General features: G+C 54.7%; 19 protein-coding genes. 8 read left to right on the top strand and 11 right to left on the bottom strand.

The window, feature by feature from the left end:
• Positions 1 to 90 precede the first annotated feature (90 nt).
• The gene (gene epmA / locus LC417_RS10470) at positions 91 to 1068 is read left to right on the top strand and encodes an elongation factor P--(R)-beta-lysine ligase (protein WP_003848297.1); all 978 of its coding nucleotides are present in this window, start codon (positions 91 to 93) and stop codon (positions 1066 to 1068) included.
• A gap of 151 nt (positions 1069 to 1219) precedes the next feature.
• Here epmA and degS read toward each other — a convergent pair whose 3' ends face one another.
• The 3 genes from degS to zapG form a co-directional block, all read right to left on the bottom strand.
• Positions 1220 to 2281 (bottom strand): outer membrane-stress sensor serine endopeptidase DegS, encoded by a 1062-nt coding sequence (gene degS, locus LC417_RS10465; protein WP_010251964.1) that lies wholly within the window; start codon positions 2279 to 2281, stop codon positions 1220 to 1222.
• An 89-nt stretch (positions 2282 to 2370) separates the two neighbouring features.
• The gene (gene degQ / locus LC417_RS10460) at positions 2371 to 3744 is read right to left on the bottom strand and encodes a serine endoprotease DegQ (protein WP_223565809.1); all 1374 of its coding nucleotides are present in this window, start codon (positions 3742 to 3744) and stop codon (positions 2371 to 2373) included.
• A gap of 110 nt (positions 3745 to 3854) precedes the next feature.
• Entirely contained in the window at positions 3855 to 4256 is a 402-nt protein-coding gene (zapG, locus tag LC417_RS10455; RefSeq protein ID WP_003848291.1) for a Z-ring associated protein ZapG, read from the bottom strand.
• A gap of 178 nt (positions 4257 to 4434) precedes the next feature.
• Between zapG and zapE the strand changes: the two genes are divergently transcribed.
• The 5 genes from zapE to sspB all read left to right on the top strand — a co-directional run bounded on the left by zapE (position 4435) and on the right by sspB (position 8088).
• On the top strand, positions 4435 to 5562 hold the full coding sequence (gene zapE, locus LC417_RS10450) for a cell division protein ZapE (protein WP_033759613.1): 1128 nt from the start codon (positions 4435 to 4437) through the stop codon (positions 5560 to 5562).
• A 227-nt stretch (positions 5563 to 5789) separates the two neighbouring features.
• On the top strand, positions 5790 to 6218 hold the full coding sequence (gene rplM, locus LC417_RS10445; protein ID WP_008925400.1) for a 50S ribosomal protein L13: 429 nt from the start codon (positions 5790 to 5792) through the stop codon (positions 6216 to 6218).
• 15 nt (positions 6219 to 6233) lie between these two features.
• Positions 6234 to 6626 (top strand): 30S ribosomal protein S9, encoded by a 393-nt coding sequence (rpsI, locus tag LC417_RS10440; protein ID WP_008925401.1) that lies wholly within the window; start codon positions 6234 to 6236, stop codon positions 6624 to 6626.
• A gap of 331 nt (positions 6627 to 6957) precedes the next feature.
• Positions 6958 to 7599, top strand: a complete 642-nt coding sequence (sspA, locus tag LC417_RS10435; RefSeq protein WP_009092481.1) for a stringent starvation protein SspA — start codon at positions 6958 to 6960, stop codon at positions 7597 to 7599.
• Between the two features lie 3 nt (positions 7600 to 7602).
• Complete coding sequence (sspB, locus tag LC417_RS10430) at positions 7603 to 8088, top strand: ClpXP protease specificity-enhancing factor (protein ID WP_010251939.1); 486 nt, start codon at positions 7603 to 7605, stop codon at positions 8086 to 8088.
• A 111-nt stretch (positions 8089 to 8199) separates the two neighbouring features.
• Here the strand turns inward: sspB and LC417_RS10425 are convergent, their stop codons facing one another.
• The gene (locus LC417_RS10425; RefSeq protein ID WP_223565808.1) at positions 8200 to 9957 is read right to left on the bottom strand and encodes a sulfite reductase subunit alpha; all 1758 of its coding nucleotides are present in this window, start codon (positions 9955 to 9957) and stop codon (positions 8200 to 8202) included.
• Between the two features lie 185 nt (positions 9958 to 10142).
• Positions 10143 to 15674 (bottom strand): glutamate synthase-related protein, encoded by a 5532-nt coding sequence (locus tag LC417_RS10420; RefSeq protein ID WP_033759617.1) that lies wholly within the window; start codon positions 15672 to 15674, stop codon positions 10143 to 10145.
• Between the two features lie 889 nt (positions 15675 to 16563).
• On the opposite strand from LC417_RS10420, the gene arcB reads away from it, so the two are divergent.
• Both arcB and mtgA read left to right on the top strand, forming a co-directional pair.
• A complete protein-coding gene (arcB, locus tag LC417_RS10415; RefSeq protein ID WP_010251930.1) occupies positions 16564 to 18897 on the top strand; it encodes an aerobic respiration two-component sensor histidine kinase ArcB in 2334 nt (777 codons plus the stop codon).
• 888 nt (positions 18898 to 19785) lie between these two features.
• Complete coding sequence (mtgA, locus tag LC417_RS10410; protein ID WP_010251926.1) at positions 19786 to 20505, top strand: monofunctional biosynthetic peptidoglycan transglycosylase; 720 nt, start codon at positions 19786 to 19788, stop codon at positions 20503 to 20505.
• A 3-nt stretch (positions 20506 to 20508) separates the two neighbouring features.
• On the opposite strand, the gene npr is transcribed toward mtgA, so the two are convergent.
• The 6 genes from npr to lptB all read right to left on the bottom strand — a co-directional run bounded on the left by npr (position 20509) and on the right by lptB (position 24828).
• On the bottom strand, positions 20509 to 20781 hold the full coding sequence (gene npr / locus LC417_RS10405) for a PTS phosphocarrier protein NPr (RefSeq protein ID WP_010251923.1): 273 nt from the start codon (positions 20779 to 20781) through the stop codon (positions 20509 to 20511).
• Positions 20778 to 21632 (bottom strand): RNase adapter RapZ, encoded by an 855-nt coding sequence (gene rapZ / locus LC417_RS10400; RefSeq protein WP_010251920.1) that lies wholly within the window; start codon positions 21630 to 21632, stop codon positions 20778 to 20780. Before rapZ ends, npr begins: the two co-directional genes overlap by 4 nt.
• 47 nt (positions 21633 to 21679) lie before the next feature.
• A complete protein-coding gene (ptsN, locus tag LC417_RS10395) occupies positions 21680 to 22159 on the bottom strand; it encodes a PTS IIA-like nitrogen regulatory protein PtsN (RefSeq protein ID WP_010251916.1) in 480 nt (159 codons plus the stop codon).
• 152 nt (positions 22160 to 22311) lie between these two features.
• Positions 22312 to 22599, bottom strand: a complete 288-nt coding sequence (gene hpf / locus LC417_RS10390) for a ribosome hibernation promoting factor (protein WP_010251913.1) — start codon at positions 22597 to 22599, stop codon at positions 22312 to 22314.
• A gap of 21 nt (positions 22600 to 22620) precedes the next feature.
• Complete coding sequence (gene rpoN, locus LC417_RS10385; RefSeq protein ID WP_010251911.1) at positions 22621 to 24054, bottom strand: RNA polymerase factor sigma-54; 1434 nt, start codon at positions 24052 to 24054, stop codon at positions 22621 to 22623.
• Between the two features lie 48 nt (positions 24055 to 24102).
• Positions 24103 to 24828: an LPS export ABC transporter ATP-binding protein gene (gene lptB / locus LC417_RS10380; RefSeq protein ID WP_003851107.1), complete on the bottom strand. Its 726-nt coding sequence runs from the start codon at positions 24826 to 24828 to the stop codon at positions 24103 to 24105.
• Positions 24829 to 24833: the final 5 nt, after the last annotated feature.

Below are 24833 nucleotides of genomic sequence, written 5' to 3'. Positions count from 1 at the left end.
ACGCTGTTTTTGGCAGTACGGGCACGAGATTGTTTGCCGCAGGCATTGCAGGTAGACTTCCCCCCCTAATTTGCATCAGGAGTCATCACCATGAGCGAAACGGCAAGCTGGCAACCAAGCGCATCCATCGCCAATTTGTTAAAACGCGCCGCTATTTTAGCAGAAGTGCGTCGTTTCTTTGCCGATCGCGGCGTGCTGGAAGTGGATACGCCGGCGATGAGCCAGGCCACCATTACCGATATCCATCTGGTGCCATTCCAGACGCGTTTTGTCGGGCCTGGCGCTGCGCAGGGGCGCGATCTCTGGCTGATGACCAGCCCGGAATATCATATGAAACGCCTGCTGGCAGCGGGCAGTGGCCCGATCTATCAGATGGCGCGCAGCTTCCGCAATGAAGAGGCGGGACGTCACCACAACCCGGAATTCACCATGCTGGAGTGGTACCGGCCGCATTACGACATGTACCGTCTGATGAACGAAGTCGACGATCTGATGCAGCAGGTGCTGGAGTGTGACAGCGCTGAGTCGCTCTCCTATCAGCAGGCGTTTATCCGTCATCTTGAGCTGGATCCGCTGTCAGCGGATAAAGCGCAGTTGCGTGAAGCGGCAGAGAAGCTGGGTGAAGGCGAGCTGGCGCGTGCAGAAGAAGATCGCGATACCTTACTGATGCTGCTGTTTATGCTGGGTGTGGAACCGAAGATTGGTCAGGATAAACCCTGCTTCGTTTATCATTTCCCGGCCAGCCAGGCAGCCCTGGCGGAGATCAGCACCGAAGATCACCGTGTGGCCGAACGCTTTGAGGTCTATTACAAAGGCATTGAGCTGGCGAACGGTTTCCGTGAACTGACCGACAGCCGTGAGCAGCGTCAGCGTTTTGAGCAGGATAACCGTCGCCGTGCGGCGCGCGGCCTGCCTGTGCATCCTATTGATACGTATCTGCTGGATGCGCTGGCGCATGGCATGCCAGCCTGTTCCGGGGTCGCACTGGGTATTGATCGCCTGATCATGCTGGCGTTGAAAGCGGAGTCATTGAGCGATGTCATCGCGTTTCCGGTGGATCGCTGCTAATCGGTTAATCACAAACGATGGCGGATTAGAGGGGAAGGGTTGGCCCGGATGAAGAGCAAAGCGTCCGAGCCAGGATGGCGAGGCCGACCGCCATGGATGGCGGCCTTCTTTGCGATCAGCCGGGCCATCCCTGACCTGGCACAGGTTTCAGCTAACTGCTGCTGTCAGGAAACTCCTGAATGGTGACCGGCAGCGTCAGTTTCTGATCGTTTCGCAATACCTGCACATCAATCACTGAACCCGGACGAATTTCTGCCACCTGATCCATGGTCTCCTGCGCGGAGATGGCCGGCTTGCCATTAACGCTGAGCAGCACATCGTTGGCCTGAATTCCGGCTTTATCCGCTGGCCCATCTGGCGTGACCACGCTGACAATAATGCCCTGAACCCGATCCAGATTGCTGCCCTGTCCATGCAGCGGCGGCAGCTCACGCCCGGTAATGCCGATATAGCCGCGTATCACCCGACCATCACGAATCAGCTTATCCATGATCTTCGAGGCTAAAACGGTTGGAATGGCGAAACCAATCCCTTCCGGGGTTTCACCATCACTACTTTTATCAAAGGTCAGGGTGTTAATGCCCATCAGCTCGCCTAGCGAGTTAATCAGCGCGCCGCCGGAGTTACCCTGATTGATTGACGCATCGGTCTGCAGGAAGTTCTGTCGGCCTGATGAGCTTAAGCCAACCCGGCCCGTGGCGCTGATGATGCCCTGCGTGACCGTCTGACCGAGGTTATAGGGGTTGCCGATAGCCATCACCACATCCCCGATATGCGCCTGGCGATTTGGATTGATGGGGATAACGGGCAGGCCGGAGGCCGTGATCTTCAGTACCGCCAGATCGGTCATGCCATCGGAACCCACCAGCGTCGCTTCAAAGAAGCGGCCATCCTGCAGCGCCACGATAATTTGATCGGCATTATTGATCACATGCTTATTGGTAAGGATGTAGCCTTTTGCATTCATGATCACCCCTGAACCCAGGGTCGTGATGCCACGATTGTTGTTGCCGTGGGCGCTACGATTGTAAACGTTCACAACGGCAGGCACGGCGCGGCGCACCCCTTGATTGAAGCTAAAGGGTGTTTCGTCTGTAATATTTTCGTGGTTATAGAGGGCGTCGCTGCCCATACGCAGTGCAGGCAGTGCTGCGAGCAAAATACCCGCCACAATCAGGCCCAGCACCACGGCACGCAAAAGTTTAAGAAACATGGTGTTAAATTACGCCAGGGGAGATCGCAGGGGAGAATAGCATGAGAGCGGCGGACACACACGCGCTTGTGTCCGCCGTAATGCGAGGTTTATCTCAACAACAGATAGATACTTTCATCGCCGCGCACCACATTCAGTGCCAGTACCGGCGGTTTCCCTTCCAGTATTTTACGCATTTCAGCAATGGTCTGAACCCGGTTGCGGTTAACGCCGATAATCACATCATCTTTCTGCAGACCAACCTGTTCAGCCGGTGTGCCTTTTTCGATGGTATCGACTTTCACGCCTTTATCACCGGTTTTAGTCTGTCCATCACTCAGGGTTGCGCCCTGAAGCGCGGGTGACATCAGCTGTGCGCTGGCGGTGCTCTGTGCGCTCTGCTCCAGCGTAACGGTAACCGTTAATGGCTTACCTTCACGCAGCAGGCCAAGCTTAACCTGTTCACCTGGCGGCGTGGTTCCCACTTTGACGCGCAACTCAGCGAAGCTGGTAATCGGCTTATCGTTGATCGACGTAATGATATCGCCTGACTTCACGCCCGCTTTCTGCGCAGCAGATTGCGGTAAGACTTCAGAGACAAAGGCGCCGCGCTGTGCATCGACATTGAATGCTTTAGCCATATCGGCTGTCATTTCAGTGCCTTTGATGCCGAGCTGACCGCGCTTCACTTCACCAAATTTAATCAGCTGCTGCGCGAGGTTCATCGCCATATCACTCGGGATAGCAAAGCCGATACCGATGTTACCGCCGCTGGAGGCGAGAATCGCAGTGTTGATACCGATCAGTTCGCCGTTAAGGTTGACCAGCGCACCGCCTGAGTTGCCACGGTTGATCGCGGCATCGGTCTGAATAAAGTTTTCCAGTCCTTCCAGGTTCAGGCCGCTGCGGCCCAGTGCGGAGATAATACCGGAGGTGGCCGTCTGTCCCAGCCCGAACGGGTTACCGATCGCTACCGCGAAATCACCCACTTTCAGCTGGTCAGAGTCCGCGACTTTCACCTGCGTGAGGTTTTTTGCGCCCTGAATCTGAATCAGCGCGATATCGGTCTGCTCATCATGGCCAATGAGTTTGGCTTCATATTCACTGCCGTCGCCAAGCTGTACGTTGATTTTATCCGCACCGTTGACTACGTGATTGTTGGTGAGCACGTAGCCTTTCGCGGCATCGATGATCACGCCAGAACCTAAACCTTCAAACGGCTGTGGCTGACTATTTCCGCCAGGCATCTGACCAAAAAAACGCTTCAGCGGTTCAGGAATATCCTGAGCCTGTGCACCCGAATCAGTGCCTTCCACATGCACACTGACCACGGCAGGTAGCACTTTCTCCAGCATCGGTGCCAGACTCGGCAGCGGCTGGCCCGCAACTTGTGCTGGCAGCGTTGCCATCGCGTCTGGCGCGGCGGCAAGGCTCATCCCAATACTCAGGGCTAATGCGCTAAACAGGCGTGCTTGTTTTTTCATTGCTACAACGCTCTCGCTGCAAAAGGTGGGAGGAATTAATAAGTGTGACAGTCGTTTGCGGTCAGGGTTCGCAAAAACAGCGGGCGCAGACAGGCTGCGCCCCAAAAAGATTAGTCGCGGGCAGGGCGCTCGCCACGCAGTAAACCGGATGCGCCTTCAGAATAGTCGCGCGGCATCTGCACCGGCACCTGATCGTTGTCCGCTTCGGCTTCAGTCAGCTGATAGGCAAACGGATTTTTCTGGCCAGGCAGATTCGGCAGCAGGTCATTTGAGCCTTTTGCCATGTGCTGATAGAGCTGACGATAATCACGCGCCATGTTGTCCAGCAGCTCCGCACTCTGCGCGAAGTGGTTGGTCAGCTCTTCGCGATAATCCGCCAGCTCCGCTTTCGATTTTTCCAGCTCGTACTGCATGCTGCGCTGCTCACGCAGCTTTTTGTTGCCAAAACGCATGGCGACTGCGCCGACAATAATACCAACCACTAAACCAATTAGCCCGTATTCCCAGGTCATAATGACTCCCGTGTTATTTCCATTGTTCCGTAGGGCATTGCACCATTTCAATAATAGTCACTATACCCGTTAATCTTATGGATGTGGAACTCTGGAGCAGCATGGCTTAGTGTAGAACGGCCTTTTTTTCAGCAACCGTGGTATGAATCAGACACCATTCAGGGACTTTGAAACAACAATGCAAACCTCAACTCCGCTTGCACGCTATGAACAGGCGCTGTCGCAGGGCGAATTCAGGCCCGATGACGTACAACGTGAAGCGATTACCCGTTTAGACGCGCTGCAGCAGGCGCTGGTTGCACGGCAACAATCCGCCGCGCCTGCCACATCCAGCCTGCTGGGTCGCCTGTCAAAATTGATCGGTAAAGAGAAAAACGAGACACCACAACCGGTACGTGGACTCTATATGTGGGGCGGTGTCGGTCGCGGTAAGACCTGGGTCATGGATCTTTTTTTTCAGTCTATTCCTGGCGATCGCAAACTGCGTCTGCACTTCCACCGCTTTATGCTGCGGGTGCATGAAGAGCTGACGCAGCTTCAGGGGCAGAGCGATCCGTTACTGATTATTGCGGACAAATTCAAAGCAGAAACGGATATCCTCTGTTTTGATGAATTTTTTGTCTCCGATATCACCGATGCGATGCTGCTGGGCACGCTGATGGAGGCGCTGTTTGAACGCGGCATTGCGCTGGTGGCCACCTCGAACATTCCGCCTGATGATCTCTATCGTAATGGTCTGCAGCGCGCGCGCTTCCTGCCTGCCATCGAGCAGATCAAACGTCATTGTGATGTGATGAATGTGGATGCCGGTATCGACTACCGGTTACGCACGCTGACCTCCGCGCACCTGTGGAACTCTCCGCTGAACAAAGAGACGCACGCTGAAATGGCGCGGATGTTTAAAGCGCTGTCGGGCAGCCAGCCTGAAGATGCGCCGGTTCTGGAAATTAATCACCGCCAGATGCCGACGCTGGGCGTCAGCGAGGGCGTACTGGCGATTAATTTCACCACCCTGTGTGGCGAAGGGCGCAGCCAGCATGACTATATTGCGCTGTCGCGCCGTTTTCACAGCGTGCTGCTGTATGACGTGCCGGTGATGATCTACAAAACCGAAGATCAGGCACGGCGTTTCCTGGCACTGGTCGATGAGTTCTATGAACGGCATGTGAAGCTGGTGGTCGCGGCAGAAACGTCACTGACCGAGATTTATCAGGGCACGCGGCTGAAGTTTGAATACCAGCGCTGTTTATCGCGACTTCAGGAGATGCAGAGCGAAGAGTATCTGCGTTTACCGCACCTGCCGTGAGAATAATCGGGATAAATACCGAAATAGGGTTCGATTTTTGTAACCGACTTCTCTATAATCTTGCGACCCCACGTTACAGCAAAGGATTTTTTTCCCAAATCCTCTGTGTTCCAGTAACTCTATCCGAAGGGGTGGCTTGCTGGTCAAAATGGTCGTGTGAGCCTCATTCGTTTACTTAAGCGTTTGGGATTTCACCAACGTGTAACTTAATTTGGGTAAGCTTTTCGATGAAAACTTTTACAGCTAAACCAGAAACCGTCCAACGTGACTGGTTTGTAGTTGACGCAACGGGCAAAACTTTGGGTCGCCTGGCGACTGAACTGGCGCGCCGTCTGCGTGGTAAGCATAAAGCGGAATACACTCCGCACGTTGATACGGGTGATTACATCATCGTTCTGAACGCAGAAAAAGTTGCTGTAACCGGCAACAAGCGTACTGACAAGATCTACTATCACCACACTGGCCACATCGGTGGTATCAAACAGGCGACCTTTGAAGAGATGATTGCTCGCCGTCCTGAGCGTGTGATTGAGATCGCGGTTAAAGGCATGCTGCCGAAGGGCCCGCTGGGTCGTGCTATGTACCGTAAACTGAAAGTTTACGCAGGCAACGAGCACACCCATGCGGCACAGCAACCGCAAGTTCTTGACATTTAATCGGGATTAAAGGCAATGGCTGAAACTCAAAACTACGGCACTGGTCGCCGCAAAAGCTCTACCGCTCGCGTATTCATTAAGCCGGGTAGCGGTAACATCGTAATTAACCAACGTTCTCTGGAACAGTACTTCGGTCGCGAAACTGCCCGCATGGTAGTTCGTCAGCCGCTTGAGCTGCTGGACCTGGTTGGTAAATTCGATCTCTATGTCACTGTTAAAGGTGGCGGTATTTCTGGTCAGGCTGGTGCGATCCGTCACGGTATCACCCGCGCTCTGATGGAATACGACGAATCACTGCGTGGCGAGCTGCGTAAAGCTGGCTTCGTAACGCGTGATGCGCGTCAGGTTGAACGTAAGAAAGTCGGCCTGCGTAAAGCACGTCGTCGTCCTCAGTTCTCCAAGCGTTAATTGTTTGCAGCTCCGGCTGCGGCAATTGGCTCAAAAAACCCGCTTCGGCGGGTTTTTTATTTTCTGCCTTCCCATAAACTGTCCGCGAAAACCGTAACGCCGCGCTCAATTTACCTGCAAAGATTCATTCCACGCCCACAAGCAGCCTAAAATCTGGTAAACTCTGTGTCACTTTGCGCCCGCAGGCCGGTGCGTTATGCGCCTCCCCACTGTCGGGGCGTCAGTATCTGTGACGCAGCTAACCAGGTTGCGTGCGAGTTCGATAAGCAAGTGAGTCGCCGTGTGGTTGGCTATTCGCAGTATCTTTTTGTGAACAAACTTGGAGGTTTTCATGGCTGTCGCTGCCAACAAACGTTCGGTAATGACGCTGTTTTCTGGTCCTACTGACATTTTCAGCCATCAGGTACGTATCGTCCTGGCGGAGAAGGGTGTCAGCGTAGAGATCGAGCAGGTCGAAATGGATAACCTGCCGCAGGATCTGATTGACCTCAATCCGTATCGCACGGTACCGACGCTGGTAGATCGTGAGCTGACGCTGTATGAATCACGCATCATCATGGAATATTTAGATGAGCGCTTCCCGCATCCGCCACTGATGCCGGTTTATCCGGTTGCCCGTGGTGATAGCCGCCTGATGATGCACCGCATCGAGCAGGACTGGTATAGCCTGATGAGGAAAGTAGAGAACAGCAGCGGTCAGGAAGCGGAAGCGGCACGCAAGCAACTGCGTGAAGAGCTGCTGGCTATCGCGCCACTGTTTGGCCGTACGCCTTATTTCATGAGCGAAGAGTTCAGCCTGGTTGATTGCTATCTGGCTCCGCTGTTATGGCGTCTGCCGTCAATGGGTATCGATTTGATCGGCTCAGGTTCAAAAGAGCTGAAAGGTTACATGAATCGCGTATTTGAGCGTGACTCCTTCCTCGCTTCATTAACTGAAGCTGAACGTGAAATGCGGCTGCAAGCCCGGGCTTAACGTATGGAAATGTCGCAACTTACTGCACGTCGTCCCTATCTGCTGCGCGCCTTTTATGACTGGTTGCTCGACAATCAGCTGACGCCGCATCTGGTGGTCGACATAAATCTGCCGGGTGTGCAGGTGCCGCTGGAGTATGCGCGCGATGGTCAGATAGTCCTGAACATTGCGCCACGTGCTGTCGGTAACCTCGATCTGGCAAACGATCAGGTGTCGTTCAACGCCCGCTTTGGTGGCGTTCCTCGCCAGGTTAACGTGCCGATGGCGGCGATTCTGGCAATCTATGCGCGTGAAAATGGCGCCGGGACGATGTTTGAACCGGAACCGGCTTACGAGCTGGGCACGCATGAGGCGTCAGAGGGTCAGGAAGAGACTATGATGTCGGTGATTGATGGTGATCGTCCTGACGATGCCAGCGATGACGAGACACCGCCTGATGACGATCCACCGCCACGTGGTGGACGACCTTCACTGCGCGTAGTGAAATAGCAGTGACATAACAGCGAATACCCGTCCATCCGACGGGTATTTTTTTGCCTGTCGGCCATAAAAAAATCCGGCTGCCTGCGCAAGCCGGATTTTTTCAGCAGACCATCGCGATCAATAGACGTCGCGCAGGTAGCGCTTCTCTTTCTTCAGCTGATCGACATAGTCAGCAGCGCGCTCGGTGGAGAGACCACCAAACTGGCGAACCACTTCATACAGCGCGTTATCCACATCCTTCGCCATACGCGATGCATCGCCACAGACATAGAAGTAAGCCCCTTCCTGCAGCCAGGCATACAACTCAGCGCCCTGTTCAAGCATCCGGCTCTGCACGTAGATTTTCTTCTCCTGATCGCGTGAGAAGGCCAGATCCAGACGCGTCAGCAAGCCATTATCGCGCCAGGCAAGTAATTCATCCTGATAGATAAAGTCATGTTCCTGATGCTGATCGCCGAAGAACAGCCAGTTTTTGCCCTGCGCGCCGGTTGCCTGGCGCTCCTGCAGGAAAGCACGGAATGGTGCGATACCGGTACCTGGTCCCACCATGATCAGCGGTGCGCTGTTGTTGGCAGGCACGCGGAACGATTTATTGGGTGAGATAAAGATGGCGGGCTTCTCACCGCGACGCACACGCTCGGCCAGGTAGGTCGAGCAGACGCCACCGCGATTACGGCCGCCACTGTGATAACGCACCGAGGCAACGGTCAGATGCACCTGGTCTGGATGGGCTTTAGAGCTGGATGAAATAGAGTAAGCGCGATGCTGCAGCGGACGCAGCAGCGCGACAAACTCGGGTACCGCCAGCGTGCGCGTCAGCTCAAGCTGCAGCAGGTCAAGGGTATCTTTGCCCCACAGCCACACGCCCAGCGCATCTTTATCATCATGCTGTAACACATGACGCAGCTCCTGGTTGGTGGTGTTCTGCCCGACCCATTCGATTAACTTGCGCGACGGCTCTGAGATCTCAAACTGATAGGTCAGCAGGTCGCTAAGGCTGCGATCAAAGCCGGGCACCGGCGTCTCGTAGTCCGCGTTAAGCTGGGTCAGCAGCAGGCTGACCAGCGACGGCTCGTTGACCGGAATTACGCCCAGCGCATCTCCCGCTTCATACTTCAGGCCGCTGTCAGACAGGTCGAACTCGAAATGACGAATATCTTTGGCCGACTGCTCGCCTGACAAACGCTTGTTGGTGATCAGCGCAGCAGCGTAAGGATTGGATTTGTTGCTGCCTGGAATGACTGGCGCTTCAGGCGCGCTTTCCAGCACGGTGCCGCTGCTGCCCGCGCTGGCGGCAAACTGTGGCATTGAGCTGTTCAGCCACTCGCTGGAAGGCTCCTCAAAATCGATATCACAATCGATACGATCAACCACGCGTTTCGCGCCCAACTGCTCAAGGCGCATATCAATAAACTTGCCCGCCTGACAGAAGCCATCGTAGCCGGTATCGCCAATCGCCAGCACGGCGAAATGCATCTGCTCCAGACGCGGTGCGGTACTGGCAGAGATCGCATCCCAGAACAGCTGCGCGTTGTCCGGCATTTCACCTTCGCCATAGGTCGAGGTGACGATCAGTACATGGCGCATGGTGGCAAATACGTCGAGATCGACATCGCCCAGCGCCTGAACCACCGGCACCAGACCTTTAGCGCGCGCAGACTTCGCTGCGGTCTGCGCCAGTGCTTCAGCATTGCCAGTCTGTGAGCCATAAAGAATGTGCAGTTGCGTCGTCGCGGCTGCGCCTGTGCCCGCGGCGGGTTGCTGCTTGTCTTCTAATACCAGCAAACGGGAGTGCAGACCCGCAAGAAAGCCAGCCAGCCAGTACTTCTGATCGCCATTAAAAGGTGCATCTTCTGGAATATAAGGAATTTTCATGGGTACTTTTACTCAATCCCGTTCTCGCCCGTCATCAGTGGCATTGTCCGGTGTGAAAGCGGTTCCGCTTTCCCGCGCCGCAGCGTGTGCGACAGGGGAGAGCGGTGCTGCATCTGTCCGGTACAACGATTAATCCGGGCAATGATCAATTAATAATATTCAGTTCAGCCTGATCAGTATCACTGTCAGGAGAGTTTACCCACCGCAGCGGCGATTTCCGGCAATGCCGCACGTGCAAACAGCTCTTCAAAGTCAGGCAGGTGGCCCAGCACTTCCCGGTTACAGGCATCCTGGTACATGATCCAGCCGTAGGTTGCCAGACTGTCCATGGAGCGGATGTTACGTTGCGTCAGCGCCGCTTTGTAATCTGACATGCGTTTGGTACCAATCAGACTCGCCAGTTCATCATCGCTGTAGCTCTCGATAGCGGAACGGGCATGACGCTGCAGCTTGCTTATCAGCGAAAAGTCTTCCGTCATCAACAGATTACGGACCGCTTTTTCAACTGCCGCATCTTCAACCGGGGTGCCTTTCGGTAATTTCCCCAGCGCCAGCTGCTGGGCAAAACTCAGCACGGTGTAGTTGTTCAGCAGGACAAACATCTCCAGCGTATCGGTCGCGCCATAAGCCGGTACGGCACCGTTGGCGATGGTTTTACCCTGACGCCATGCGGCTTTAAACTTCGCCACCTGATGGCCTGCCAGCGCCGTCGACAGCTCTTCGAGCAGATCTTTGCGGCTCTTGGCTTTCAGAATCTCGCCGCCATCCTGATAGAGCAGCAGCGAGCGCGGCATCACGTAAACAAAGTGGTGACACTCCGTTTCCCAGTTCTCCAGCAGCCAGGCGGCACGCGGTGATTTGGTCGCCTCCAGATGCCAGTTCAGCATGGTCAGCACCGCCTGCTTATGCACCTGGGCCATTTCATCCTGATCGGCAATCGAGCCGAACTGTACCGAATCACCGGCAGCATGGCTGGCCAGCGATCCATAGGGGTCGTACTGGTAGGCGAAGCCGCCGCTCATGCCGTTGCCAAATCCTTTACCGAAGGTGCCCAGGTTGAGGATGGCGCCATTGGTCATATATTCGCAGCAGAAGTCACCGACGCCTTCAACCACGGCGGTGGCACCGGAGTTACGCACCGCGAAACGGTCACCGGCCTGGCCCTGCACGAACAGACGTCCGCCTGTCGCGCCAAACAGCGCAAAGTTACCAATCAGCACGTTGCCATCGGCATCCTGCGCGCCGCCACCAGGCGACATCACGATCAGTTCGCCGCCACACTGTCCTTTGCCGACACCGTCGTTACAGGTGCCGTAATGGGTCAGCTGCATGCCATCGTTGCAGAAGGCGCCAAACGACTGACCGGCAGAACCGGTGGTGGAAATTTTTACGCTCTCAGGGGCCAGATAGCGACGACCGCGATCGTCAGTCATTACGGCAGGCATCGCCTGCAGCTGCTCAGAACTCAGCTGATGGTTCAGCATCCGCTCAATATCGATGGCCAGCTGGCCGCCGACACTTTTGTTTCGGTTATTCAGCACGATGTTGTTGCCCAGAGTGACGTCAGGATTTCCCTGATCCACCAGCGACAGCTTCAGTTGCTCAATCCAGACATCATCCAGCTCAAAATCTTTTTCCAGATAAACCGGCTTGTCGATTTTCAGCTCAGGCACCACGGTAAGCATGGCGCGTAAGTCGAGCTTGCCCACTTCCAGCGGGTGATCCATCAGGTGCAACAGGTCAGAGCGACCGCGTGCCTCACGCAGGGAACGCAGGCCCATACGCGCCAGGATTTCACGCACTTCATGCGCCACGTTGAGGAAATACTGCGCCAGCTGACGTGGATCGCCATCAAACGCTTCGGCATTCGTGGTTAAGCCAGCCGGGCACTTAACGTTACAGTTCTTCGCCATCACGCATTTCAGCATCATCAGCGCCGTCGTACCGAACTCAAAGCTGTCGCCGCCAAGCAAAGCAGATTTCACCACGTCGCTGCCGGTCTGCTGTGCGCCAGAGCAGCGCAGCAGCACTTTCTCACGCAGGCCGTTGGCGCACAGCGCCTGGTGGACTTCAGCGATGCCGATTTCAGCCACGCGTCCGGTATATTTCAGGCTGGTCACCGACGCAGCGCCGGTACCGCCGGTGTTACCCGCAACGTTAATCACGTCTGCACCGGCTTTGGCCACGCCGACCGCGATGGTGCCGATCCCTTCAGACGAGACCAGCTTGACGATAACGCGCACCCGCGCGGCTTTGCAGTCGTGGATCAACTGCGCCAGATCTTCGATGGAATAGGTGTCGTGATGCGGCGGCGGTGAGACCAGCTCGACGCCAGGCGTACCGCCACGCGCGGCAGCAATCTCGACGGTAACTTTGGCCGCCGGTAGCTGGCCGCCTTCGCCAGGTTTCGCACCCTGACCAATTTTGATCTCCAGCTCTTCCAGCATCGGATCCGCCAGATAGGCAGCCCAGACGCCAAAACGGCCCGAAGCCAGCTGTTTGATGCGTGAGGCACGAATGGTGCCGTGACGGGAGTAATGCTCGCCGCCTTCACCGCAGTTACTCATGCCGCCGACCATATTGGTGCCGTGCGCGACCGCTTCATGAGCGGGAGCCACCAGCGCACCGTGGCTCATCGCCCCGGAGGCAAAGGTACGGGTAATTTCACAGGCTGGCTGCACTTCGCTCAGCGGCAGTGAAGGCAGGGTGGTGAAGATACGTGACAGATAATCGGCCGCTTTACCGTAAGCGGTCACTTTCAGACCGCCAGTCACCACTTCGCTGCTTTCAATATCGTCGCCGAAGCGGGATTTCAGGGCGCGTGACAGGTTCTGCAGGCGTTCGCTCTCAGGCTTCAGTCCTTCAATCGCATCGGTCAGACGCAGCATAAAGTGATTCAGGCTGCCATCTACCGCCTCACACTCCATGCCACGAATGGCAAAGCCGTTGTTGGTCAGCGAGTAGCGTCCCAGCTTGCGGCGGAACTCCGCTTCGCTGTCGATGTGGGTCAGGTCAGCCGGGAATGTCAGGATGTCGCGCAGGGCCGCCGGGCGACGTTTACGCTCTTCATACATCAGGCTTGAGAACTGACGGTAATCAGCAGTAATCGCGAAATTATTAATCACCTCATCCGGGATGCGCTCAAAGCTGCTGTCTTTAAAGGTCTCTGGCTTGATGCCAAACGCATTATCCAGTTTAGCCAGCGTCATCAGGCGGATGAAGTTGTCCTCTTCGCGCGCTTTGTCGGCAAAGCGAATCGGCTCTTCGGTCATATCGATAAAGGTCCGCACGGCGATGGTGCCGTAGGAGTGACCTGCGCCTTCTGCACGCTCTTTGAACAGGCCCAGCAACGGAACTTCAGATTCGCCCTGAATCTTCAGTGCACTCTGGTGCCAGTCAACGGCCATCTGCGCGATCGTCGCGAAGCCTGCGCCGCCCACCGGCGTTTTGATATTCGGGAAATACTTTTTCAGCACCGGATCATCGGTGTTGAGGAAGTTAGGCTCAAAGAACTCGCCGCTGCTGTAGCTCTCAACGGTACAGAGGCCCACTTTGCCCATGGTTTTCATCAGTGCTTTTTCAGCCGCTTTGGCATAGCGCTTAAAGGCTTTGTTACCTTCTTCACCTTCACCAAATTTCTCCTCTGCGCGCATCTGTACGCCCAGCGGATAGATAGCTGACGCCCCAAAGCCAAGTGTGGCGGCAATGTGGTGCGACGAGATGCTCTGGCCGCTTTCAACCACCAGAGAAACATCCAGACGCAACCCTTCCTTTATCAGGCGCTGGTTGATGGCGGAAACCACCAGCAGCATCGGGATCGCGGCGTGCTTTGAAGAGATATGGCGATCGGTAAGTACGGCGATGCCACCCTGGGTACGGGCAAAATCAACCACCTGTTGCGCCAGGTTATCAATCGCTTTTTCCAGGGCATTCGCGTTCGCGGTGGTGCTCAGCAGATCTTTGCCGATCACCGGCTCATAGAGCATCTCAAAGCGGGCATAAGGTGCGATGGTCTGCTCGCGTAAACGCAGCATATCGAGGTGGCTGAGAATCGGGGTCGGCACCACAATCTGACGGCCTTTGCTGCGGCCCAGATGGGGTTTCGCCCCCAGCGCGACACGCAACGTCATGCCATCCACTTCGCGAATAGAGTCCAGCGGCGGGTTGGTGACCTGCGCAAAGCGCTGAGAGAAGTAGTGCGCCATGCCGCCTTCATGATCGGATAAGCCGTTGATGGCGTTGCCGTAACCCATCGCGGAGATCTTCTCTGCGCCGGTATTCAGCATCGGGTCCATCATGAACTTGAAGCTTTCCTGGTTGTAGTAGTAGGCAACAAAGCGCTGATACGTTTTCAGATCGCCACGATAACGCAGCGGTGAACCCTGTTGTTCTGCCGGGATCTCGGGCAGATCGTCAAGACCGACGCGCGCTTCACGCAGCAACGCCGAATAATCTTTCTCTGCGGCCAGTTTTTCCAGCGCCTGCAGCGTGGTATAGCTGCGTTTTTCACGGTGATCGAAATAGAGCATACCGCCCGCTTCGATACGGCCACGACGCAACACGCTTTCAGGTGGGAAGGCGATCTGGCCGGCTTCCGACATCGCACCGATATAGTCAGCGGTTTCCACTGAACGCAGGGGACGCAGACCCAGACGATCAAGACGGGCGCCAATTACTTCGCCATTACCAAAGATTAAGGCAGCAGGGCCGTCGTTCTTCTCTTCATACAGCGAGAAGTACTCCAGCATGTCACGCACTTCTGGCGACAGCGCGCTGTCGTTTTCCCAGGCGGGCGGCATCATCGACACCACGGCGGTGATCAGATCGAGGTCATCTTCCATCAGACGGCTGTGGATGCTCTGATCCAGGCGCGAACTGTCGGACTGGCCTTTAGGCCGCACGATTGTCTTGCCACGGGCCAGTGCCAGCGCGGACTCAGCGATGCGGTTTTTACGGTCAGTGTTCAGCTCGCCGTTGTGCGCCATCAGGCGGAACGGCTGCGCCATCGTGGTATGGGGATCGGTGTTAGTGGAGAAGCGGGTATGGAAAAACAGCCCGCGCACCTGATGATCCGGATCGGTCAGATCTTTGAAGTAAGGGATCACCTCATTGGAATTCAGACGGGCTTTGAATACCTGCGTGCGTGACGACAGCGACAGCGGATAGAGGCCGCCAAATTCGCTTTCGGTAAAGGCTCGGGCTTCAATGGTTAACAGGGCACGGTAGATGCGTTTTTCGAAGTCGTTCTGATCAACTACATCCTGTGGCGCAGTGAAAATCCACTGCAGAATCGGTAACTGGAACTGCGCGGCTGCCGGGCGCGTTACGCTGCTGTCGAGCGGCATGTCACGCTTCATGAGTACCGGCAGACCAAAGCTGCTGAGGGTTTCATCCACCAGACGTTCGGCATTCGCGCGCAGCTCAGCATCTTTCGGCACAAAGAAGTTACCGACACCAAAGCGTCCCGCTTCCAGCGGCTGGCCGGTAATTTTGCGGAAGAATTGCAGCGAAAGATCAACGTTGACCCCCGCGCCGTCGCCAACGCCTTCCGCTGACATGCCGCCGCGGTGAGGCACCGTACACAGGGCGCTGTGCGCCATCTGCAGAATCTCGTGGGTCTGCTCGCCGTCCTTACGCGTAATGAAACCTACACCACAGCTGTCACTGCCTGCTGTCGGATCATACAAGCCATAGGATTGAGGTTTTTTAGTGGACATTGAGGGTCTCCTTAAACTGCTTTGACATTACCTGCACTGTTTCAGGGTCTGAGCGCAACGGGGGCGCTATCATTTTCATCGCCATGCTCTGTCGAGCGCGCGTCATAGCCCTGAGCATTTCTCTCCAGACATCGGTAAAACGTCCTTAATTGAGCTGCTCTCTGATTTCCGGTCTCTTAAAGGAGATGACTTAAACCACGCGGGAGTCTTCTTGTTGCATAGATATGCCGAGACAATGGCCCGTCTGGAAAGCTTTCAGCGGATTTCCAACTTATCGGGAAAGCGTAATCAGGTCAAATAGGGCGGTCAGACGGGATTATCAGGCGTTTTATCTGTTTAAGTGTATGAATTTAATAATTTTTCAGGTTTAAAATGTATCACTCTGATGCCTGGCGACAGGCCGATAAATGTGAACTGACTCACTGTAGTGCAGGCGTCAGATCTCTGCACCATGCTGGTGACAGGGTGTTAAGCAGCATTAAATGCTGTTCAGCACCCATGATGCATAGCATGTATCTGTTTTTCTTATGTCCGGCTATTTGAATGAAACCGCGGTTGGTTATAAGAAAAATTAATCAGCATGGGCATGCTTAAAACAGCATTAAAGATGAATGGCTATGCATATGAAAGGGTGTGCCTGTGCAACAGGACGCTGCCAGGATATTGAAAAAAGGCCGTACAGAGAAATCGGTGATTCGCTGGCGGCCTTACAGATTATTCATTTGGCACAGTCAGTCAAGGGTTTTAACCGCTTTGTCCTTAACGTCGCCGATCGGCGAGGCTGCTGCACCATAAAAGCGCATTTGATCCCTTATCTCCACGCGACGTGCTGCGACGGCAGCGGGTTAACTGCGCTATTATGAGGCTGTTTCTCTTCCAGGGAGTTGTTATGAAACAAATTCGTCTGTTGGCGCAGTACTACGTTGATTTAATGGTGAAGCTTGGACTGGTGAGGTTCTCGCTGCTGCTGGCGTCTGCGCTGGTGGTGCTGGCGATGATTGTCCAGATGGCGGTCACGATGGTACTGCGGGGCCATGTCGAGAGCATTGACGTGGTGCGTTCGGTCTTCTTCGGGCTGCTGATCACGCCCTGGGCGGTCTATTTTCTCTCGGTGGTGGTCGATCAGCTGGAGGAGTCACGGCAACGACTGGCACGGCTGGTGGATAAGCTGGAAGAGATGCGTACCCGCGATCTGGAACTCAATCAGCAGATGAAAGAGACCATTACGCAGCTGAATCAGGAGATCAGCGATCGTAAAAAGGCGGAGCTGGCACGCGAACAGGTGATGGATAAGCTGCGTGAAGAGGTAACGCGTCGTGAGCAGGCACAGATTGAGCTGGAACAGCAATCCTCCTTCCTGCGCTCCTTCCTGGATGCCTCGCCTGACCTGGTGTTCTATCGCAACATCGATAAACAGTTCTCCGGCTGCAACCGTGCAATGGAGCTGCTGACCGGCAAAAGCGAAAAGCAGCTGATTGGCCTGACGCCGCGCGATATCTATGATGATGAAGCGGCCACTAAGGTGCTGGAAACGGACGAGAAGGTGTTCCGCCACAACGTCTCGCTGACCTATGAACAGTGGCTGCAATATCCCGACGGACGCAAAGCCTGCTTCGAGATCCGTAAAGTGCCTTACTACGACCGCGTGGGTAAGCGCAGCGGATTGATGGGCTTTGGCCGCGATATAACCGAACGTAAGCGCTACCAGGACGCGTTAGAGAACGCCAGCCGTGAGAAGACCACCTTTATCTCTACGATCAGCCACGAGCTTCGTACGCCGCTTAATGGCATTGTCGGCCTGAGCCGCATCCTGCTGGACACCGACCTTAATCAGGAACAGCTGAAATACCTGAAAACCATCCACGTCTCTGCCATCACGCTGGGCAACATCTTCAATGATGTGATTGAGGTGGACAAAATCGAGCGCCGTAAAGTACAGCTGGATAATCAGCCGCTCGACTTCACCGGTTTCCTGGCCGATTTAGAAAACCTCTCTGGCCTGCTGGCACAGCCGAAAGGGCTGAAGTTTGTGCTCGCGCCGCAACTGCCGCTGCCGCATATGATTTCGACGGATGGAACGCGTCTGCGCCAGATTCTGTGGAACCTGATTGGTAACGCCGTGAAGTTCACCCAGCAGGGCGAGATCGTGGTGCGGGTAACCTATGAGCAGGACGAGACGCTGCGCTTTGAGGTGCAGGACTCCGGCATGGGTATCCGTCAGGAGGAGCAGGACAAGATCTTCGCTATGTATTATCAGGTCAAAGATCAGCATGGTGGTAAACCGGCTACCGGTACCGGCATCGGACTGGCAGTATCACGCCGCCTGGCGCAGGCGATGGGCGGTGATATCCGCGTGCACAGTGCGCCGGGACAGGGTTCCTGCTTCACCGTAGAGATTAAAGCGCCACGCATTGCTGAAGAGGTGGAGGATGAAGGCGTGGACGACAGCCTGCCACTGCCTGCGCTGCACGTGCTGCTGGTTGAAGATATTGAGCTCAATGTGATTGTGGCGCGCTCGGTACTGGAGAAGCTGGGCTGCAGTGTAGAGGTCGCCATGACCGGCAGCGAGGCGCTGGCGATGTTTGACCCGCTGGAGTTTGACCTGGTGCTGCTGGACATTCAGCTGCCCGATATGACCGGGCTGGATGTCTCACGTGCGATTCGCCAGCAGTACCAGGGAACGCATCTGCCCCCGCTGGTTGCTCTTACCGCCAATGTCCTCAAAGACAAAAAAGAGTACTTCGATGCGGGAATGGATGACGTGCTCAGCAAACCGCTGGCAGTGCCGGCACTCACTGCGATGATTAAAAAGTACTGGGATTATCAGGCAGAACCGGAAGAGGAGATCGCTGATGTCAGCGATGACAAAACCCGGATGCTGCTGGATGTCGCGATGCTCGAACAGTATATCGAGCTGGTTGGTCCCAGCCTGATTACCCAAAGTCTGACGATGTTTGAAAAGATGATGCCGGACTACCTTGCGGTGCTGGAGTCGAATCTGATGGCGCGCGATCAGAAAGGCATTGCTGAAGAGGGACACAAAATCAAAGGGGCGGCGGGTTCGGTCGGGCTGCAGCGTTTGCAGATGCTGGCGAAACAGATTCAGAGTCCGGAGTTACCGGCGTGGTGGGACAATGTGGGTGAATGGATTGATGAGCTGAAGCATGAATGGCGACACGATGTGCAGGTATTACGCGACTGGGTGGCAGAGCAGGATAAGTGATACCCCGGAAAAAAATGACCCCAGCCGAGGCCGGGGTGCGCGAAATACTGCGCCAACACCAGGGAAATCATTGCGGCCGCTATGATTTGAATAATTAATGCAGCCGCAGGGTATTGGTTAACACTGTCATCACCTTAGCAAATTCATCTTCTCATGCGACAAGATTCATTAAAATTTGTGATATTGAGCAGCGTTTAAATACAGAAAACATTAATTTGGCAACACAGTCAAGTAAGGAATTAATTTCTGTGCTGTGTTGCTGCTATTTTAATCAGTTTTGCGCTTTTTCGTGTAGTTTTAATGCTGCCGGGCAGGGAAACTGAAGCTGAGCAGCACCAAAGTGAGCCGCCGTTAACATTTGCCTTTTGAGTGAGGCTAACGCGCTGATATTGCAAGCGCGCTGCCTGAAATGACACGAATTATCCAAAACGATTTGGAATGATAAAAAAGAATCTAAAAGTTTGTCCTTCTGTCGTTCTGCTATCAGGGTTATTCCTGGAAGGAAATAGTGCCATTCTGGCAACCCGTGACGCCATTAAGCGCTGCTTATTTATCCGTTATAACGATAATTCTGATTAACCTTTGGGCGCGGCAGGATTAAGAAAATAATAACAGTTAAGCATGGTAAATGATTCATGCGGGCGCTTATTACTCATGATTAAGTGTTTATCTGGAAAGATGCTAAGCAATGGCAATGAATGGAACCGATTCCTTTTTTGCGGAAGTACTTGAACTATTTCGAACTGTTGCAGCATGTTGATGCAAAATGATTGAATAAAGTCTGGAAACAGCCTGTCAGTTTTCAGCGATAATCGTAAAAAGGCTGCTTTTTTAGCAGTGATTACATGAGTGATTGATTAACGTCTGAAACAAGTGTGGGAAGATTGCATGAACAAGCATAAAGGAAGCGTCGGACAGCGTATCAGACGTATTGTTGGTCGTATCGTACTGGTGTGGCTGGGAATATGGCTGGCGGGCATTTTACTCTTTTCGTTCTTACCCGTGCCGTTCTCAGCGGTGATGGCTGAACGACAGATTGGAGCCTGGTTACGCGGTGATTTTAGTTATGTCGCCCATTCAGACTGGGTCGGCCATGACGAGATTTCGCCCTGGATGGGGCTGGCCGTTATCGCCTCAGAAGATCAAAAGTTTCCCACCCATTGGGGCTTTGATGTGGCGGCGATTGAGTCTGTACTGGATAACAGCGATAGCCGGATGCGTGGGGCGTCCACGCTGTCTCAACAGACGGCGAAGAATCTGTTCCTCTGGGATGGTCGCAGCTGGGTGCGTAAAGGTCTAGAAGCGGGTCTGACGGTAGGAATTGAAACGGTCTGGACGAAGCGGCGTATTTTAACCGTCTATCTCAATATTGCGGAGTTCGGGCCCGGCATCTTTGGCGTTGAGGCGGCTTCTCAGCGCTACTTCCATAAGCCTGCCAGCCGGCTGACCGCAGCAGATGCTGCCTTACTGGCAGCGGTGCTGCCTAATCCGATACGTTATCGTGCTGCAGCACCCTCAGGCTACGTCAGAGAGCGGCAGCAGTGGATACTGCGTCAGATGCGCCAGCTTGGTGGGGAAGGCTTCCTGCAGCGTAATCAGCTCGACTAAGCATTAATCTTCATCGAAACCCGCTTCAAATAACTCAATGACCGCTGCCAGCGCCGGGATCTCCTCCGGGCCGCTGGCTTCAATCTCAATGTGGCCGCCTTTTGCCGAGTCGAGCATCAGCAGCGCAATCACGCTGCTGGCTTCGGCTTCAGTGCCCGCTTCATTGCGCAGTAATACTTCGGCATCAAAGCTCTGCACCAGCTCAAATAACTTCATCGCCGGACGTGCATGCATGCCCAGCTTATTTTTGATTTCTACAGTTTGTCTGACGGTCATGATTTGCGCTTTTCCAGCGTACGATGGCGTGACTGCACATTCTTACCCCGTGAACGGAAGTAATCTGCCAGCTGTTCTGCAATATAGACTGAGCGGTGTTTACCGCCGGTGCAGCCAATCGCCACGGTAAGATAGCTACGGTTATTGGTCTCCAGCATCGGCAGCCAGAGTTCAAGGTAGCTGCGCGTCTGGTAGATAAAATTATGCACTTCAGTGTGGCGATCAAGGAAGGCCGCCACAGGACGATCGAGGCCGGTCATCGGGCGCAGTTTGGGATCCCAGTGGGGGTTGGGCAGAAAGCGCACGTCAAATACATAGTCAGCGTCAATCGGAATGCCATGCTTGAAGCCAAACGACTCAAACACCATGGTCAGCTCACGTTCACGCTTGCCCAGCAGGCGGGTACGCAGCATCTCTGCCAGCTCGTGCACCGACATCTCTGAGGTGTCGATGATCAGATCGGCACGCGAACGAAGTGGCTCCAGCAGATCGCTCTCTTCATCAATCGCGCTCTCCAGCGAGAGGTTTTTGCTGGAGAGGGGATGCAGACGGCGCGTATCGCTGTAACGACGAATCAGGGTGTTGCGATCGGCGTCGAGAAACAGCAGCTGAGGGGAAAATGTATCAGGCAGATTATTCAGTGCGGTTTCAAAAATTTCCGGGGATTCTGGCATATTACGCACGTCGATGCTGACCGCCGCCGAAATATTGCGCTCAGCCAGCGAGTTAGCTAACTCAGGCAGCAGCACGACCGGCAGGTTATCAACGCAGTAGAACCCCATATCTTCCAGCGCACGGAGCGCCACTGACTTCCCCGAGCCTGAACGACCGCTAACGATCATCAGCACCATGACCTTCTCTCCCGTTTTAAAACCGGCACCCGGCCGGTAAAGACGCGTTACTGCTCCGACTGGACTTCCGTAATAATGGCATAGAGCTCTTCATCACTCTGCGCTGCGCGCAGACGACGGCAAACCGTTTTATCTGCCAGACGCTTTGCCACCAGTGACAGGGTGTGCAGATGTGTTTTGCACTGGTCAGCCGGGACCAGTAAGGCAAACAACAGATCGACCGGCTGGTTGTCGACGGCATCAAACGCAATCGGCTGTTCGAGGCTGATAAACACCCCAACCGCGCGCAGCGTATCCTCTTCCAGCTTGCCGTGCGGGATGGCTATCCCGTTACCAATACCGGTACTGCCCATGCGTTCGCGGGTCAGGATCGCTTCGAAAAGCGTCTGGTGCGGCAGGTTGAGCTGCTTAGCGGCCAGTTCGCTGATGATTTCCAGCGCACGTTTTTTGCTCTGGCAGTGGACGCCGCTGCGGGTGCAGTCTGGCGAAAGCACTGTGCTCAATTCCAGTGTGAGATCGTTGTTCATTATCGTTTCACTTGCGTGTTCACCAGGCCATTCACCGCCAGCGCGTATTGACGCGTGTGACAAACGGCGCCTGCTCAGATGACAAAACGGGGCGGATTATCCGCCCCATCCTGTCGGCTCTGCGCGCCAGGCGCGCGTCGCTAGCGTGAAGGTTAGTGTTTTTTCAGTTTATCTTTGTGTTTGGTCAGCTGACGGGTGAGCTTATCGATCAGTCCGTCAATGGCCGCATACATATCTTCCGCTTCGGATGTGGCGTGCAGCTCGCCACCATTCACGTGTAGTGTTGCGTCAGCCACCTGCGTGACTTTCTCAACCTTCAGGACAATATAGACCTGATTGATATGTTCAAAATAGTGTTCCAGTTTGGCAAATTTACCGTTGACGAATTCACGCAGAGGTGGAGTGATTTCAACGTGTTGCCCGGTCAGGTTCAGCTGCATAGGTCTTCCTTCTCATTTCTTTCAAACCAGTTGTTTACGCTGGTTCGATGGCGGGATGGATAAAGACTCACGATATTTGGCGACGGTACGCCGTGCCACCATGATCCCCTGATCAGATAACATGGAGGTCAGTTTACTGTCGCTCAAGGGTTTGGCTGGATTTTCCGCCGAAATTAATTTTTTCACCAGGGCACGAATCGCGGTAGAGGAGGCTTCACCGCCACCTTCGGTATTCACGTGACTGGAGAAAAAGTACTTCAGTTCAAAAATGCCACGCGGGCTGTGCAGATACTTCTGCGTGGTAACGCGGGAGATGGTCGATTCGTGCATCTCAACGGCCTGGGCGATATCCGCCAGCACCATCGGGCGCATAAATTCTTCACCCTGCTCGAAAAAGGCCTGCTGTTGCTCAACAATACAGCGCGTCACTTTCAGCAGGGTATCATTGCGGCTTTCCAGGCTCTTAATCAGCCAGCGGGCTTCCTGCAGATTACTGCGAATGAACTGGCTGTCGCTGTCGTTCCGCGTCGCGCCGCTCATTGCCGCATAGTGCTGATTGATCTTCAGGCGTGGCACGCTATCGGCATTGAGTTCAACCGTCCAGCGGCTGCCGATCTTACGCACCAGCACATCGGGAATGACATATTCTGGTTCGCCGGTGTTGATCGACTGACCCGGACGCGGGTCCAGCGACTGAATCAGCAGCATCGCCTCTTTCAGCACCTCTTCTTTGAGGCGTGTGACCCGCATCAGGCTGCGGAAATCGTGGTTTGCCAGCAGATCGAGATGTTCGCTGACGATCAGGCGCGCCTCTGCCAGCATCGGCGTTTCGGGCGCATATTGTGAAAGCTGCACCAGCAGGCAGTCACGCAGGTCGCGCGCGCCAACACCAATCGGGTCAAAGCGCTGGATGCGTTTCAGCACCGCTTCAACTTCATCCGCTTCGAGCTCATCATCGCCGATGCTGTCAAGGATCTCCTCAAGCGAAACGGTGAGATACCCGGTGTCATCAATAGCATCGACAATAGAGGTGGCAATGGCGCGATCGGTATCGCTGAACGGCGTCAGGCCGACCTGCCACATCAGATAATCCTGCAGCGACTGGGTTGTTTCGCCCTGATAAACCGGTAACTCATCATCCTGGTAATCGGTGCCGGTGCCGGAAGGCGTACCCGCGGTGTAGATCTCATCCCAGGTCGCATCCAGCGGCAGTTCATCAGGCATCTCTTTCTGCTCAAGCGCTTCGCGTGTATCCAGCGCCTCGGCCTCTGAAGACTCCCGTGAATCGATCTCTTCATGCAGGTCAGTCTGCTCAAGCAGCGGATTACTTTCCAGCGCAAGCTGAAGCTCCTGCTGGAGTTCAAGCGTAGAGAGTTGCAGCAGGCGAATCGCCTGTTGCAATTGCGGAGTCATTGCCAGCTGTTGGCTGAACCTGAGTTGTAAACCTTGCTTCATAGACAGGATGATCGTTCCCAGGTAAACATCGGTATTAACGACACCTTATCAGAGTCTGAACTCTTCACCCAAATAAACCCGCTTAACCTGCTCATCCGCAAGAATTTCATTCGGTGTGCCGTGTGCGATCAGGTGCCCCTGGCTGACGATATAAGCCCGCTCACAGACCGCTAACGTTTCGCGTACGTTATGGTCGGTAATCAGCACACCGAGGCCGCTGTCACGCAGATGCTCAATGATCTTCTTAATGTCGATAACGGAGATGGGGTCAACACCGGCAAAAGGTTCATCCAGCAGGATAAATTTAGGATTAGCCGCCAGTGCCCGCGCAATCTCAACACGACGTCGCTCACCACCTGAAAGTGCCTGGCCCATGCTGTCGCGCAGGTGCTCAATGTGAAACTCTTCCATCAGCTCACGGGCACGATCCTGGCGTTGCTCTTCGGTCAGATCGTCACGGATCTGCAAGACCGCCATCAGGTTATCGTAGACGCTGAGGCGACGGAAGATCGATGCCTCCTGCGGCAGATAGCCGATGCCACGACGCGCACGGGCATGCAGCGGCAGGATACTGATATCTTCATCATCAATAATAATGCGGCCAGCGTCACGCGGCACAATGCCCACTACCATGTAAAAGGTGGTGGTTTTACCGGCACCGTTCGGGCCTAGCAGGCCGACAATCTCGCCGGATTTTACCTGCAGGCTGACATCTTCTACCACGCGACGGCCTTTATATGCCTTCGCCAGGTTTTCTGCGATTAATGTGGCCATAGCTA

Source organism: Pantoea sp. OVA07A, assembly GCF_019969975.1.
Taxonomy (GTDB): Bacteria; Pseudomonadota; Gammaproteobacteria; order Enterobacterales; family Enterobacteriaceae; genus Pantoea; species Pantoea agglomerans.
Note: the sequence above shows the minus strand (reverse complement) of the source record. Positions and strands in the feature narration are given on the sequence as shown.